This is a genomic window from Nocardia sp. alder85J, from assembly GCF_020176955.2.
Taxonomy (GTDB): Bacteria; Actinomycetota; Actinomycetes; order Mycobacteriales; family Mycobacteriaceae; genus Nocardia.
In genome coordinates this window covers 1,119,916-1,133,885 of record NZ_JAIUCZ020000001.1, presented here as the reverse complement: position 1 = coordinate 1,133,885, position 13,970 = coordinate 1,119,916, and the positions used below count along the sequence as shown (strand labels likewise).

Genomic DNA, 13,970 nt, shown 5'->3' with positions numbered 1-13,970 from the left:
GTCACGGCATTCGAGGCGGAACTTGCCCGGCCAGACCACGCGAACGAGGAGCCGTCGACAGATAGTTACCCAACCGCTGCACCGTGATGTTCATCTCGTACGCGACCATACCCAGATTCGCGTCGTCGTTGGCCTGGATCGCCAGGCACGCGTTGGCGCCGGCGGCGGTCACGAACAGGACCGCGGACTCGAGTTCGATGACCGCCTGCCGCACCGCACCACCGCGGAACCGGGTCCCGGCACTGCGGGCCAGCCCATAGAGAGTGGAGGACATGGCGCCGAAGTGTTCGGCGTCCTCCCGGGTCATCGAGGTGCACCGGCCCAGCAGCAACCCGTCGGTGGAATGCACCACGGCGTAGCGGACACCGGCGAGACGGTCGACGAGATCATCGAGCAGCCAGTTCAAATCACCTGCGGTAGAAGAAGTCACCTTCGCCTTCCTGTTCGTTCGGGAGCACGGGATTCGCGGATACCTGGTCAGGGTCCGGACGCATGCGGCGGCCGTTGCGGGTACCGTTCTCGATCGCCGACATCAGGTCGCGAGCCTGGTCGGCGGTACGTGATGGTTCCGAATTGTACTGTTCGGCAACGGGGTCGTTGGCCAGTTCCGGTGCGAGACTGGCCTGCCGGCGTCGGCGCGGCAGGGGCACGCGAGGATCGCCGTTGCCGCCGACCGGGCGAGACGCCGGAGCGATCGGCTCGGCAGGCTGCTGCTGAGTGGGCCGTTCACGGACCGGGCGCTTGGACTGCGGGGGCTGGTACGTGGTGTCGATCGCCGGGATGTGGTGCCGCCCGGTGTCGAAGACCGAACGACCGAAGTCGAAGCTCGGTTGCTCCTGACTCGTGAAGGGATCGACCGGATCCGCCTGCGGCATATACGCGGTGGTGGTGCCGGAAGATTCGAGCGACGGCATCGAGTAGGTACCGGTCACCGCGGCGGGACCGTCCGGGTCGTGCCGTACGGGTACGCGGTCGCGGAGGTGGTCGGCGACCGGGGTGTCGGTAGTGCTCAAGCTGACCGGGATCAGCACGATCGCCCGGATACCCCCGTAGTCGGAATCGGTGAGCCGCACCGAGATCCCGTGCCGGGTCGCCAACTGCGCCACCACGAACAAACCCAAACGAGAATCCGCCGACAACGTCGCCAAACCGAAATCCGGGGGATTACGCAACATCTCGTTGACGCGCTCCAACTCCTCCGCGGGCATCCCCATACCCTGATCACTGATCTCGACGACCACACCCTTACCCACACTGTTACCGGTCACATCCACCCGCGACTGCGGCGGGGAGAACGCGGTCGCATTGTCGACCAACTCCGCCAGCAAGTGCATGAGGTCGGCGACCACATTGCCCATCACGAACACCCGTGGCAACCGATGCGTGTTCACCCGCGCATAGTCCAGAGTCTCCGCGACCGCCGACCGCACCAGCTCCATCAACGGCACCGGACGCCGCCACTGCCGGCCCGGCTTACCACCACCGAGAATGATCAGATTCTCCGCATTACGACGCTCACGCGTAGCCAAATGATCCAACCGGAAGAAAGTATCCAGCAGGGCCGGGTCCTCCTGCCGCGACTCCGCCTGATCCAGCAACTCCAACTGCCGGGCCACCACGATCTGACTACGGTGCGCGATGTTCAGGAACACCGCCCGCACACCCTCCCGAGTCCGGGCCTCGGTGATCGCCGCCGACACCGCAGCAGTGTGCGCACGATTGAAAGCCTGCGCCACCTCACCGATCTCGTCGGAACCGAAGTCCAGGGCGGCGGCTTCGGCGGCGGGATCGACCTGCTCCCCGGCATCGATCTTGCGCATGGTTTCCGGCAGCTTCACCTCCGCCAGCGCGAGTGTCTCGGTCCGCAGTCGACGCAACCGGCTGATGATCCGATTAGCCAGCAAAATCGCGATCGCGAACGCCACGATCGCCAACGCGATCGCACTACCACCACTGACCAACACCGCACGCGACCGCGAATGCGCCAAATCCGCGGCACTGCTGTTACTGCGGCCGTTCTGCTGGAGGATGATCTCGAAAAGCCCCTCGCCCACCGAGTTCGCGGCCGCCCGCCACTGCTCGATCGGCATCGGAAGTGGTTCCGCGGCACCGATCTTCGTCGGCGACCACGGCAGCAGGGCATTCTCCATCTGCGACACCTGCGCCATCGCCGGTCCCGCGAGCAGATCCTTCAGCAGCTTCGCGTCGGCGTCGTCCAGATCGTTCGTCAGCTGGTTGAGCAGCGAGTGATACAGGCCGACATTGTTGCTGAACTCCGTCAGCAACTTCGGCGACAGATCGCCTCCGGCCGCCGCGACGGTGAGCGCGCTGGACCGCGAGTTCGCCTCGAGCGCCTGGAACAGCTTCAGCGAGGTCAATTGATAGATGGCGGTCTCGATGGTCGGCGCGCTCTCGCCGACGATCTTGCTGCCCTTGTCGACGCCGTCGAGGATCGCGGTATAGAAGTTGTACACATCGGGGATCGGCACCGCGCCCGCGTCGACACCCGCACGCACGCCGGGCAATTGCACGTCCACCAGCTTGCGGAAGGCGTCCATTTTCGCGGCCATGTCGGCGCCGCCGACCCGCTGCATGGGCGACCCGACGGCGGCCAGGCTGGCCAGCTGCCTGTCCAGGCGCACCCGCGCCGCGGCCAGCGCGCTCGGATCGGCATCCTGCCCGGACAGATGCGCGATCGACTGTAACCGCTCGCCCTCTTCGGCGGTCATCAGCTCCTTGGTGAAGGCGAGACTGCCCGCCATGGACCGCGAGAAGTCCTCGGCGTTACCGGCCTCGCCCTCGAGGTAGATGGTGTAGCCGACGCCGATTCCGAACAGCGTGAGGCTCGGAACGAACGCGATAGCGAGAATGCGAGTGCGGATTCCGGACAGTCTGACTCTCTGCACCGGCGAAGTGTAACCACACCGACCGCCTTCCGCAGTCGAAAATTAGTCGACCGCTTAGCAAATCGGCGCCACCCGCCCCCGAATCCGACACGGACGTGCCCGCCGCGACCCCCACCCGGACGCGGACAGGCTCCCCTAGCAGCACAACGCCTCGACGACACCGCCGGGAACGATCTCGTCGAGCCGGTCGAAGCACGTTTCACTGGCGCAGATAGGACAGTGACGCGGCGCTGCACGCGCGGCCGGCGCCCCGGCATCGGCGCACTCCGCGCGTGGGATGTACAGTCACCCGGCGGGAACCCGATCGGGCGGAGCCGCTGTCGTCCCGGAACAACAATTAGGCATTCGATCAGCATTCGACGGCGGCGTCGCATGCGGCGCTCCGGCCGGGGCGCGACCATCACGGGCCGGCCGAGTACGATCCATCGTCCTGTCCACGACTCGAAATGCCTTGTCTGCGAACGAGTTATCAGCGAGGCAGCGATGCGCTGCCGGACGGCGAGAGCGAGTTCGCCTGTTACGGTGCCGGTTCGGCTCACGTGGACCGGCTGGTGGGCGCGGTACCGCGACAAACCTGCTCGAGGCCAAAGCGACTCACGGACCCAGACGGGCGGCACGGCCGTGCAGATAGCGCTGCTGCGGCAGGCTCGTCGCCTTGCCGGCCGCGGTCGTGTAGCTCGCACGGGCCCGCTCGTCATCTCCGGACAGTTCGAGCAGATGCGCGCGGACGGCGTGCAGGCGGTGGTCGTCGCCGATGCGGGGGTCGTGGGCGAGGGTGTCGATCAGGGCGAGTCCGGCGGCCGGGCCGGTGGTCATGGCGACGGCGACAGCGTAGTTGAGGGTGACGATCGGATTGCCGGTGAGTCGCATCAGGCGCCGGTAGAGCGCCGCGATCTGCGGCCAGTCGGTGGACGGGTAGTCCGGCGCTTCGTCGTGCAGCGCGGAGATCGCCGCCTGAAGCTGGTAGGGGCCGGTGCCGCCGTGGGGCAGGGCCTGGGTGAGCAGGGCGATGCCCTCGGCGATGGCGGCCCGGTTCCAGGTCCGGCGATCCTGTTCGGCGAGCGGGACGAGTTCGCCGCCGGGGCCGGTGCGGGCCGGACGGCGAGCGTCGGTGAGCAGCATCAGCGCCAGCAGCCCGGTCACCTCGCTGTCGCCGGGCAGCAACCGGTGCACGATGCGCGCCAATCGGATTGCCTCACCGGACAATTCCACTCGATACAGGTGCGGCCCGGAGGTGGCGGTGTAGCCCTCGGTGAAGATCAGGTAGAGCGTGTGCAGCACCGCGGCGAGCCGGTCGGCCCGATCGGTGGCCGTCGGCGGGGCGAACACGGCGCCGCTGTCCTTCACCGCTTTCTTCGCCCGGCCGATGCGCCGGGCCATGGTGGTTTCGGGTACCAGGAACGCGCGGGCGACCTCTGCGGTGGTCAGGCCGCCGACCGCGCGCAGGGTCAGGGCGATCTGCGACGGCGGCGACAGGGCCGGATGGCAGCACAGGAACAGCAGGATCAGCGTGTCGTCGGTGTCCGCGGGCGGCCGATCGGCGGGCGGCGCCAGGCGTTGTTCGGGCCGTGCCCGCGCGGCGAGGTCGTCCTCGCGACGCCGGCGGGCCTGCTCGCTGCGCAGCAGATCGGTCAGCCGGCGGGCGGCGACGGTGATCAGCCAGGCCCGGGGGTTGCCGGGGAGGTCGGCGGCGGACCACTGGATCGCGGCCGCCGCCAAGGCCTCCTGCACCGCGTCCTCGGCGAGGTCGAAGTGCCCGTAACGGCGGACCAGGGCGCCGAGGACCTGCGGTGCGAGGGTGCGCAGCAGGTCCTCGAAGCGCCGGTCGGGCACGGGTGTCACAACTCCAGGTCGGCGCGGCCTTCGAGGATCGGGCGGACATCGGCGTAGGCGGTGACCTGCTCGGGCCCCGGGCAGCGGTTCAGCCCGGCGGCGATCTCGGTGGCCCGGTCGAAGCTCTCGCATTCGACGATCCAGTACCCGGCCAGCACCTCCTGGGTCTCGGCGTAGGGTCCGTCGGTCACGAACGGGACGCCGTCGCGGGAACCGACTCGGCGGGTGTGCGCCGGGGCCGCGAGCCCCCGGGTCTCCACCAGCTCGCCGGAGGCCTCCAGTTCCTTCGCGAAGGACTCCATGAACGCGCCCATCGCGGCGAAGTCGTCCGGGGTCCAGACCGGGCCGTCGGTGGCCGCGCCGATCATGGCGTCGTAGTCCCGCTGGCTGCCGTAGGCCGAGATCATGTATTTCATGACTGCTCCTTTGTCGTCGACGGCACCGGGTGCGCCGCTCATGGGTGACGTCGGAGTCGAGCACCATTCTCGGACACGGCTCGGATCCGTCGTGGGCCTGGGGTACGGTCCGGTGGTCACGTCGATGTCCGAGAGCGGGGCCGAATGCCGATCAGCAACCAGCAGGTGATCTCCCACCCCTTCCTCCGCGTCCTCTACGAGGACGACTACTACCCCGATCACGTGGTGGATCGAGGCAAGGCGATCCTGTTGCGGTTGTGCGAGCGTATCGAGGCCGAACAGCCCGCCGACCTGGACGCGCTGTACGCGCTCACCCAGGCCGCCACCGAGGAGTTCAACGCGCTGGAGGAGGAATTCGATTCGGCGGGTAGCGAAATCGAGACCGTGGCCCGCGAGGAGATCGGCGAGAACTTCTGGTTCGTGGCCTGCGCGTACGGCTTCGAGGATGCGGATGCCGAGGAATTGATCGCCGGCCGGGACTGGTGACTCGCGTCAGGCGGTCAATCGGTCGACGAGAAAGGCGATGATCTCGTCCCGCGCCGCGGCGGTCGGCTCCCCCACCGCATCGATCAGGTGCGCGGTGACCACACTGTGCGGACACCCGACGATCTGCGAGAAGAACGGCGGCGGAACGGGATTCGCCGCCGCGTCGGGCAGCACCCGCGGCTGGAAACGCGGGCCCAGCGCCGCGGCATAGGCGGCGAAACGCTGCGCGGTGCAGAAGCGGTCACCCTCGAAGCGGTAGGCGCGCACCACGAGATCGTCGCGCTCGAGCCGCTCCCGCACGGCGGTGAGCTCCTCGGGTGAGATCTCCAGTCCGCCGGGATCATTCAGCGGCAGCGACGGCTGGCACAGTACCGGCGCCAGCATCGCGGGCTCGAGCATCATGGTGAGCGCGAAATTGCCGGTGAAGCACATACCCAGCGCCCCGACCCCGGCACCACCGCATTCGCGATGCGCCAGCGCGGCCAGCGCCCGCAACCACACCGCGACCGGACTGGACCGCCCCGCGCCGAACGCCCGGAACTCCGCGCTGACACAGGCTCGCTTCATGATCGCCGCACCGGCCTCGGCCTCCGGATAGGCGCCGTCGCGGCCGAACAGCGACGGCAGGTAGACGGTGAGCCCGGCGTCGCGCACCCAGCGCGCGAAGCGCGCCACATCCGGGCTGATACCGGGCATTTCCGCCATCACGACGACCCCCGGCCCGGCGCCACCGACGTACACCGTGCGGGTCACGCCGTCGAGTGTGATCGAGCGCGCGGTGAAATCGGCCAGGTCGTCATCGAGTGAATCCTGGGGAAGAGAGTGCTGCATCCCTGAAATCTGCCGCAGCGGGTCAGCACACACCACTGGCCGGATCGACACTCTTCGGTCTAATCTCGCCAGATGATCACCCACCTACCGCTGAACGGCGTGCTGGAAGGGGCGCTCGGCCTCGGCCTCGACATCATCGACACCGCCGCCGGGATCGCCGGCGACAGCGCGGGCGGGCGGCTGCGGCAGCGCGTCGCATCACTGGACGGCCGGCCGGTCCGGTCCGGCAGCGGCCGCCTGATCGCCGTCGACACCGAAATCCCGCTCGGCGCGGCGACATTCGGTCCCGGCGACATCCTGGTACTGCCCGGCCCGTCCGCGTCCAGCGAAACACGGGTGAACGAACTGCTGGCCGACCCCCTGACCGCACAAGCCGTCGGCATCATCCGCCGCGCCGCCGAATCCGGCGCCACGATAGCCGCCTCCTGCTCGGCCACCTTCGTACTCGGCGCCTCGGGCCTGCTGTCCGGCCGAGCCGCCACCACCACCTGGTGGCTGGCGCCGCTGTTCGCCCGCCGCTTCCCCGATGTCACCCTGCACACCGATCGCATGGTGGTCGACACCGGCGAAATCCTCACCGCCGGCGCCGCTTTCGCCCACGCGGACCTGCTGCTGACGCTGGTGGCCCGCCTCGGCGGCGGCACCCTGTCCGAACAGGTGGCCCGCTATCTGGTGCTGGACGCCCGCATGTCGCAGTCGCGCTACATGGTGCTCGAACACCTGCGAACCACCGACCCGGCCCTGCACGCCGTGCAACAGTACGTCCAGGCCAACCTGCACCGCCAACTGTCTCTCGCCGAATTGGCCGCCGCCGCAGCGGTTTCCCCCCGCACCCTGACCCGCCGCCTCCACGACCGCCTCGGGCTCTCACCCACCCAGTACGTCCATCGCCTCCGAGTCGGCCGGGCCGCCACCCTCCTCAGCACCACCCGCCAACCCGTCGACGCGATCGCAGGCGCGGTAGGTTACGCCGACCCGGCCGCCTTCCGTCGCATCTACCGCCGGCACACCGGGGAGACCCCGACCGCCACCCGCGGCCGCGCGATCGGATCGGCCTCGGCTGCGTCCGAGTAGGCCGACTGTGTCGTCCGCACCGACGTGATCGCCGAACTCCGTTCCCCTGTAGGTGATTTCAGACCGGCGCGGACGACGAGCAACGCGGTTCACAGAAGCCGCCGATCTTCTGCTCGAGCAATTCGGCCAGCCGCAGCGGGGTGCGGTCCTCGAACATCGGGCCGATGAGCTGCACGCCCACCGGCAGACCTTCGGGGGATCGGCCTGCCGGTATCGCGGTGGCGGGCAGGCCGGGCATGGTGGCCACACCGGCCCAGACGAGCTGGTCGAAATACGGGTACTCGACGCCGTCGATGTCGATCCGGCGTTGCAGTAGATCGGGGCCGTGCTCGTGCGGGAACGCGGGTGTCGGCGTGATCGGGCACACCACGACGTCGAATTCGGCGAACAGCTGCCGCCAGCCGTGACGGTGGAGTTCGCGACGGTTGTTCGCCTCGATCCAGTCGCGGTGGGTCGACACCATGCCGCGCAGCCGCGCCGCGTCGAGACCGCGATCGTCCGCGCTCAGCCCAGCGGCGCGATTCCGCAGTTGCTCGTACGTGTCGACGGGGAAACGCGCAACAGTGCCGGAGAACAGCAACCGCGTGTATACCGTCGCGGCTTCGGCCGGATCGGGCAGCAGCGGACTGTACCGTTCGACATGGGCGCCGCCGTCGACCAGCGCATCGGCGACCCGGTTCACGCCCGCCCGCACCGCGGACCCGGTCGGAATGAGCGGATGATCGTCGAGGACCAGGACACGGAACTCGGCGAGCCGCTCGTGACGGGCGGGCGGCAGGGTCACGTCGTACGCGACACCGTGCGTGAGCGGGTCGGGTCCGGCCATCACCTCGAGCAGGAGTGTCAGGTCGCGCGCGGTGCGAGCCATCGGACCGACGACCGCGAGGTCGAGATCGACAGGCAAGGCCGGCCCGGGCGGCGCGACCATGCCGCGGGTCGCCGCCAGCCCGAGTGTCGGCTTGTGCGCGTACACACCGCAGAAATGCGCCGGGGTGCGCAGCGAACCGGCGATGTCGGAACCGATGGACAGCGCACCGAATCCGCACGCCAGGGCCGCCGCCGAACCGCCGGACGATCCGCCCGGCGTGCGAGCGTGATCCCACGGATTGACGGTGATGCCGTAGATCTCGTTGTAGCTCTGCATATCCTGAAGTCCCAACGGCACATTCGTCTTCCCGAGCACCACCGCGCCGGCGGCCTTCAGCCGCGACACCTGCACCGCGTCCTCCGCCGGCACGTAGTCGGCGTGCTGTGGCATACCCCAGGTAGTGGGCAGCCCCGCGATGTCGTAGGACTCCTTGACCGTCACCGGAATACCGAGCAGCGGCAACTCCTCGCCACCGGCCCGCGCCCGGTCGGCCCGACGCGCGGCATCCCGCGCGCGGTCGAAATCCGGCACACAGATCGCGTTGATCACCTCGTCGTACCGCTCGATGCGGGTGATCGCCTCCTCGGTCAATTCCACCGATGTCACTGCACCAGCCCGCAAAGCGGCCGAAAGTTCTTCCGCCGAAACACAATTCCAATCCATGGATCCGACGCTATCGGCCCGCCGCAGGGGCCATGAAATGCCGATTTGCACAACGGGAAAGTCGAACGGACCACCTGTGCCGGTCGAGTCGCCCCCGCCTTCTGCCGCCGACAGGGACCCACCCCAGGTCACAGCGCCGGACGCGGGCCGACCCCATCGGGAAGGGCATGAAACCCGATCTCGCACAACGGGATAGATATCTCGGCATCGTGCCCCCCATGATGTCGGCGGGCGCGAGAGGCGGCGGTGGGCACCACGAAACCTTCGCGGCCCGGCGACCGGCCGACCCGGCCGCATCTACCGCGGGCGTACCGCGTAGGTCAGGTGTGTGACTCGCGGTGAGGGCTCGGAACGGATCGGTTCCAGGGCGATCTTGGCGGCGTCGATTCCGTCGAACAGGCGGGTGCCCGCGCCGAAGAGTACCGGGGAGAGGGCGATCGAGAATTCGTCGATCAGGCCCGCGTTGAGGTATTGCAGGATCGTCTCGCTGCCGCCGGCGATGCGGACGTCGCGGTTGCCTGCGGCGTCGCGGGCCTGGTCCAGGGCGCTGTGGATGCCGTCGTTCACGAAGTGGAAGGTGGTGTCGCCCGGGCGTTTCCAGGGGTCGCGCTGCTGGTGGGTGAGGACGAAGACGGGGGTGTGGAAGGGGGCTTCCTCCGGCCAGGAACCTTCGCCGAGGTCGAACATGTTCTTGCCCATGATGCTCGCGCCGGTGCGTTCGAAGGTCCGCGTGGCGATGTCGTTGTCCAGACCTTCCTCGCCGCCTTCACCCAGACCGAGGCTTTTCTGGAAGAATCGCTGCGGGAAGATCCACGACTGGAGTTCCATCCACTGGTTCACCCCGCGGGAGAGCAACGGATTCTGTTCCAGCTGTTCGGGTGTGGCGAATATGCCGTCCATCGACTCAGGGGCGGTGTAGCCGTCCAGGGACATCGATACGCTGAAGAACACTTTTCCGGGCATCAGTGGGTTTCCTTCCGGAGGAATTCGGTGAGGTAGGCCGCCAGGTTGCCGAGCGTCTGCTCGCCGCCTTCGATCGCGTGGTATTTGTGCACGGCCTCGTCGCGCAGTTCCGCGGTGGGGAAGATCGTGCGCATCACGAGCCGGGTCGTGGCGCCGTGCGGCGTGAAGGCCAGGGTCGACTCGAAGGCGTCCGGGTCGTCGCGAAATTCGCCGTGGCGCAACGCGATCCATTCCGGCGGGACGATCTCGGTCCAGCTGATCCACTCGGGGTAATCGGTGCCGTCCGGGCCGTGCAGCACGAAGATCCATTCGCCGCCGACGCGGAATTCGAAAGTCTTCGTGGTGGTGGTGAATCCCTCCGGACCCCACCACTGCGACAGGTGCCGGACCTCGGTGAACGCCTCGAACACCAGCTCCCGGGGCGCATCGATGACTCGGGAGATCACGATCTCCCGGTCTGCCGTGTCCGGATCCGCGCGCGTCTGCTGTCGTGCCATCGGTCAGTCCTCCTCTCGTGCCTGTTTCAGGTCCTGGACATAGCTGTCCAGCCGGTCGAAACTCTCGTTCCAGTACCGCTGGAAACCACCGACCCACTCGTGGACCGGCCGCAGCCCGCGGGCATCCAGGCCGTAGAGACGCTGCTTGCCGGCGCCGCGGAACCGCACCAACCCCACCTCCCGCAGCACCCGCAGGTGTTTGGACGCCCCGGGCTGGCTCATCCCGAGCTCCTGGGCCAGGTCGGCCACCGGCCGCTCACCCGCGCGCAGCAACGCGAGGATCTCCCGGCGCTGCGGCTCGGCGATCGCGTTGAACACGTCCGAGGTGGTCGCTGCTCGTGCCATGACGGCTATCATATTCCGATATCGGTATACGTCAACCGGGCGGTCACCCGTCGGTGACGCCCTGTTCGGGCTCGGCTGCCGACGTGATGTCCTCGCGACGCGGCAGCAGCAGCGGGCCGGCGAGGATGAGCAGGCCGGCTACCGCGAGAGCGGTTCGGGGGCTGGTGAATCCGGCGAGGACGGCGCCGAGGGCGCTGAAGACCGCGATCGATGCCTCGGTTCCGATGGACCAGGCCGTGAGAGTGCGCGCCACCAGGTGCTGGGGGTCGCCCCGCTACTCGGTGTTACTATGTACCAGTAGCTAGCATTACTTAGTACTAGGAAAGGGGACGGGATGTCCGGGCGAGATGCTCCTGCCATCGAGGTGCGGGGGCTGGAGAAATCCTTCGGGGACCTGCACGTACTGCGGGGTGTGGATTTCGAGGTGGCCGCGGGCGGTATCTTCGCCCTGCTCGGGTCGAACGGGGCGGGCAAGACCACGGTGGTGCGGATCCTGTCCACGCTGCTGCGGGCCGATGCGGGAGCGGCCCGGGTGCACGGATTCGACGTCGCCGCACAGCCGGCGAAGGTGCGCGAATCCATCAGTCTCACCGGGCAATTCGCGGCGGTTGACGAAATCCTCAGCGGGCGTGAGAATCTCGTGCTGATCGCCCGGCTCCGGCATCTGCGGCAGCCGGGCGCGGTGGCCGACGAACTGCTGGCGCGGTTTTCGCTGACCGACGCCGCGGCGCGGCGGGTGTCGACGTATTCCGGCGGGATGCGGCGGCGGCTCGACATCGCGATGAGTCTCATCGGGAATCCGCCGGTGGTATTTCTCGACGAACCGACCTCCGGGCTCGATCCGCAAGCGCGGCTGGAGGTGTGGCACGCGGTACGCGAACTCGCCGCGCACGGCACCACGGTGCTGCTCACCACGCAATATCTCGACGAGGCCGAACAACTCGCCGACCGGATCGCGATCCTGCACGAGGGCCGCATCATCGTCGACGGCACGCTCGCCGAACTGAAGCGGCTGCATCCGCCGGCGAAGGTCGAATACGTCGAGAAACAGCCCACTCTGGAGGACATCTTCTTCGCCGTCGTCGGCGCGCGAGACGACAGCAACACCGGTGAATAGGAAATCACGATGACCGAGTACTTCTTCGGCGACACCGCCGTCCTGCTGGGCCGGTCGCTGCGTCACATCACCCGCAGCGTCGACACCATCATCACCACCACGATCATGCCGATCGCCTTCCTGCTGCTGTTCGTCTACGTATTCGGCGGCGCGATCGACACCGGCACGCATTCGTACGTGAACTATCTGCTGCCCGGGATTCTGCTGATCACGATCGCCACGGGTATCTCCTACACGGCGTTCCGGCTGTTCCTCGACATGAAGAACGGGATATTCGAACGCTTCCAGTCCATGCCGATCGCGCGGTCGGCGGTGTTGTGGGCCCATGTACTGACCTCATTGGTCGCGACGCTGATCTCCGTGGTGGTCGTGGTGCTCGTCGCATTGCTCATGGGCTTCCGCTCGGGCGCGGGTGCCGGGGCCTGGCTGGCGATCGCGGGCATCCTGTTGTTGTTCACGCTGGCGTTGACCTGGCTGGCCGTAATCCCCGGGCTGACAGCGCAATCCGCGGACGGCGCGAGCGCGTTCTCCTATCCGCTGATCTTCCTGCCGTTCCTCAGTTCGGCGTTCGTGCCGACCGCGACGATGCCGGGTCCGGTGCGGGCCTTCGCCGAACACCAGCCGGTGACCTCGATCGTGAACGCGATCCGCGACCTGTTCGCGCGGCAGCCGGTGGGTTCCGGCATCTGGATCGCGCTCGCCTGGTGTGTGGGCCTGCTCGTCGTCGCCTACGGCCTCGCCATGGTCACCTACCGGCGCAAGATCTCCTGATCCAGCTCGCCCGCACCGGGACACGCGCTACCCCTGACCGGTGAGCATACCGATCAGCCCGTGGGGCGCGGTGGCGCCGTACATGACCTCCTGCTGGAGGACGGCGTCGGCCGCCTCCGCGGCGCTGCGGGTGAACATGGCCGGTTCGTACTCGGCCACGGCGGTCTCGAAGTCGCCCGGGTGCGCGGCGAGCGCTCGGCCGAGTTCGGCGCCGTCGTACATGGCCAGGTTGGCGCCCTCGCCGGACGGCGGCATCAGGTGGGCGGCGTCGCCGAGCAGCGTCACACCGGGGACGTGGTCCCAGCGGTGCGTCTCGGGCAGGGTGTAGAGCGGGCGGAACACCGGCGCGCTGTCGGCCGCGGTGATCAGCGTGGTGAGTTCCGGTGCCCAGCCGTCGAATTCGGCCGCGATGCGCGCGGTGGCCGCGGCGGGATCGGTGAAGTCGATGCCGGCGAACCAGTCCAGCGGCCGGACCAGCGCCAGGTAGGTGTGCAGGGTGCCGCCGCTCTCGCGGTGCGCCGCGATGCCCGTGCCCGGCGCGAGCGCGGCCATCGCACCCTCGCCGACCACCTTCGCCGCGACGGGGTGCCGGGTGTCGGCGGCGAACAGGTACGCCTCGACGTAGGACACCCCGGTGTATTCGGGTACCGCGGCCGACAGCAGCGGCCGCACCCGGGACCAGGCGCCGTCGGCGCCGACCAGCAGGTCCGTGGTGACGGTGGCGCCGTCGGCGAAGGTCACCTCGTGGCGGCCGCCGCCGAGGCCGCGAGTGGCGGTGACCTTGTGCCCCCACCGGACGGTGCCCGCGGGCAGCGAGTCGACGAGGATCCGCCGCAGTTCGCCGCGTTGCACCTCGGGCCGGTTGCCGGTGCCGTCGTCGGGCTGGTCGAGCAGGACGGTGCCGTCGGTGGCGAGCACCCGGTTCGCCTCGCGGCCGGGCAGGATCAGCGCGCGGAACTCGTCGAGCAGGCCCGCCGCCGCGAGAGCCGGCCGGCCGTTGTGGTCGTGGATGTCGAGCATGCCGCCCTGCGTGCGCGCCGACGGCGACGGTTCCGCCTCGTAGACGACAGCGGGGATGCCGTGGACGTGCAGGACGCGGGCGAGGGTGAGGCCGCCGAGTCCGGCGCCGACGATCGTGACGGGTGTGTGCATGGTGAGCTCCTCCGGGACCATCCCTGGTATGTCGTTCCATTCTGGTAT

At 68.5% G+C, this 13,970-nt stretch carries 15 protein-coding genes; 4 read left to right on the top strand and 11 right to left on the bottom strand.

All coding sequences use genetic code 11. The features are described 5' to 3' along the window. Position 1: 1 nt before the first annotated feature. From LBW94_RS05210 to LBW94_RS05195, 4 genes are all read right to left on the bottom strand, one after another. Positions 2-430, bottom strand: coding sequence for a roadblock/LC7 domain-containing protein (locus LBW94_RS05210; RefSeq protein ID WP_225062809.1), 429 nt, complete (start codon positions 428-430; stop codon positions 2-4). After that, positions 408-2,906, bottom strand: coding sequence for a nitrate- and nitrite sensing domain-containing protein (locus LBW94_RS05205; RefSeq protein ID WP_225058742.1), 2,499 nt, complete (start codon positions 2,904-2,906; stop codon positions 408-410). Before LBW94_RS05205 ends, LBW94_RS05210 begins: the two co-directional genes overlap by 23 nt. A 594-nt stretch (positions 2,907-3,500) precedes the next feature. Then, positions 3,501-4,739: an RNA polymerase sigma factor gene (locus LBW94_RS05200; protein ID WP_416276853.1), complete on the bottom strand. Its 1,239-nt coding sequence runs from the start codon at positions 4,737-4,739 to the stop codon at positions 3,501-3,503. Between the two features lie 5 nt (positions 4,740-4,744). Next, complete coding sequence (locus LBW94_RS05195; RefSeq protein WP_225058740.1) at positions 4,745-5,155, bottom strand: YciI family protein; 411 nt, start codon at positions 5,153-5,155, stop codon at positions 4,745-4,747. A gap of 144 nt (positions 5,156-5,299) precedes the next feature. Here LBW94_RS05195 and LBW94_RS05190 point away from each other — a divergent pair, with 144 nt between their 5' ends. Continuing rightward, the gene (locus LBW94_RS05190; RefSeq protein ID WP_225058739.1) at positions 5,300-5,641 is read left to right on the top strand and encodes a DUF5713 family protein; all 342 of its coding nucleotides are present in this window, start codon (positions 5,300-5,302) and stop codon (positions 5,639-5,641) included. A 6-nt stretch (positions 5,642-5,647) separates the two neighbouring features. Here the strand turns inward: LBW94_RS05190 and LBW94_RS05185 are convergent, their stop codons facing one another. Next, positions 5,648-6,472: a dienelactone hydrolase family protein gene (locus LBW94_RS05185; RefSeq protein ID WP_225058738.1), complete on the bottom strand. Its 825-nt coding sequence runs from the start codon at positions 6,470-6,472 to the stop codon at positions 5,648-5,650. A 72-nt stretch (positions 6,473-6,544) separates the two neighbouring features. Here LBW94_RS05185 and LBW94_RS05180 point away from each other — a divergent pair, with 72 nt between their 5' ends. Continuing rightward, a complete protein-coding gene (locus LBW94_RS05180) occupies positions 6,545-7,546 on the top strand; it encodes a GlxA family transcriptional regulator (RefSeq protein ID WP_225058737.1) in 1,002 nt (333 codons plus the stop codon). Between the two features lie 58 nt (positions 7,547-7,604). Here LBW94_RS05180 and LBW94_RS05175 read toward each other — a convergent pair whose 3' ends face one another. From LBW94_RS05175 to LBW94_RS05155, 5 genes are all read right to left on the bottom strand, one after another. Next, entirely contained in the window at positions 7,605-9,077 is a 1,473-nt protein-coding gene (locus LBW94_RS05175) for an amidase (protein WP_225058736.1), read from the bottom strand. A gap of 297 nt (positions 9,078-9,374) precedes the next feature. Then, the gene (locus LBW94_RS05170; RefSeq protein WP_225058735.1) at positions 9,375-10,040 is read right to left on the bottom strand and encodes a dihydrofolate reductase family protein; all 666 of its coding nucleotides are present in this window, start codon (positions 10,038-10,040) and stop codon (positions 9,375-9,377) included. Further along, on the bottom strand, positions 10,040-10,537 hold the full coding sequence (locus LBW94_RS05165; RefSeq protein ID WP_225058734.1) for an SRPBCC domain-containing protein: 498 nt from the start codon (positions 10,535-10,537) through the stop codon (positions 10,040-10,042). The genes LBW94_RS05170 and LBW94_RS05165 overlap by 1 nt, the downstream gene beginning before the upstream one ends. Before the next feature lie 3 nt (positions 10,538-10,540). Then, positions 10,541-10,882, bottom strand: a complete 342-nt coding sequence (locus LBW94_RS05160) for an ArsR/SmtB family transcription factor (protein ID WP_225058733.1) — start codon at positions 10,880-10,882, stop codon at positions 10,541-10,543. 43 nt (positions 10,883-10,925) lie between these two features. Further along, the gene (locus LBW94_RS05155) at positions 10,926-11,135 is read right to left on the bottom strand and encodes a hypothetical protein (RefSeq protein ID WP_225058732.1); all 210 of its coding nucleotides are present in this window, start codon (positions 11,133-11,135) and stop codon (positions 10,926-10,928) included. Between the two features lie 81 nt (positions 11,136-11,216). Here LBW94_RS05155 and LBW94_RS05150 point away from each other — a divergent pair, with 81 nt between their 5' ends. Continuing rightward, positions 11,217-11,999, top strand: a complete 783-nt coding sequence (locus tag LBW94_RS05150; RefSeq protein WP_225058731.1) for an ABC transporter ATP-binding protein — start codon at positions 11,217-11,219, stop codon at positions 11,997-11,999. 9 nt (positions 12,000-12,008) lie between these two features. Then, a complete protein-coding gene (locus LBW94_RS05145; RefSeq protein WP_225058730.1) occupies positions 12,009-12,770 on the top strand; it encodes an ABC transporter permease in 762 nt (253 codons plus the stop codon). Between the two features lie 27 nt (positions 12,771-12,797). On the opposite strand, the gene LBW94_RS05140 is transcribed toward LBW94_RS05145, so the two are convergent. Further along, positions 12,798-13,922 carry an FAD-dependent oxidoreductase gene (locus tag LBW94_RS05140; protein WP_225058729.1) on the bottom strand — a complete coding sequence of 375 codons (1,125 nt, stop codon included), beginning with the start codon at positions 13,920-13,922 and terminating at the stop codon, positions 12,798-12,800. Between the last annotated feature and the right edge of the window lie 48 nt (positions 13,923-13,970).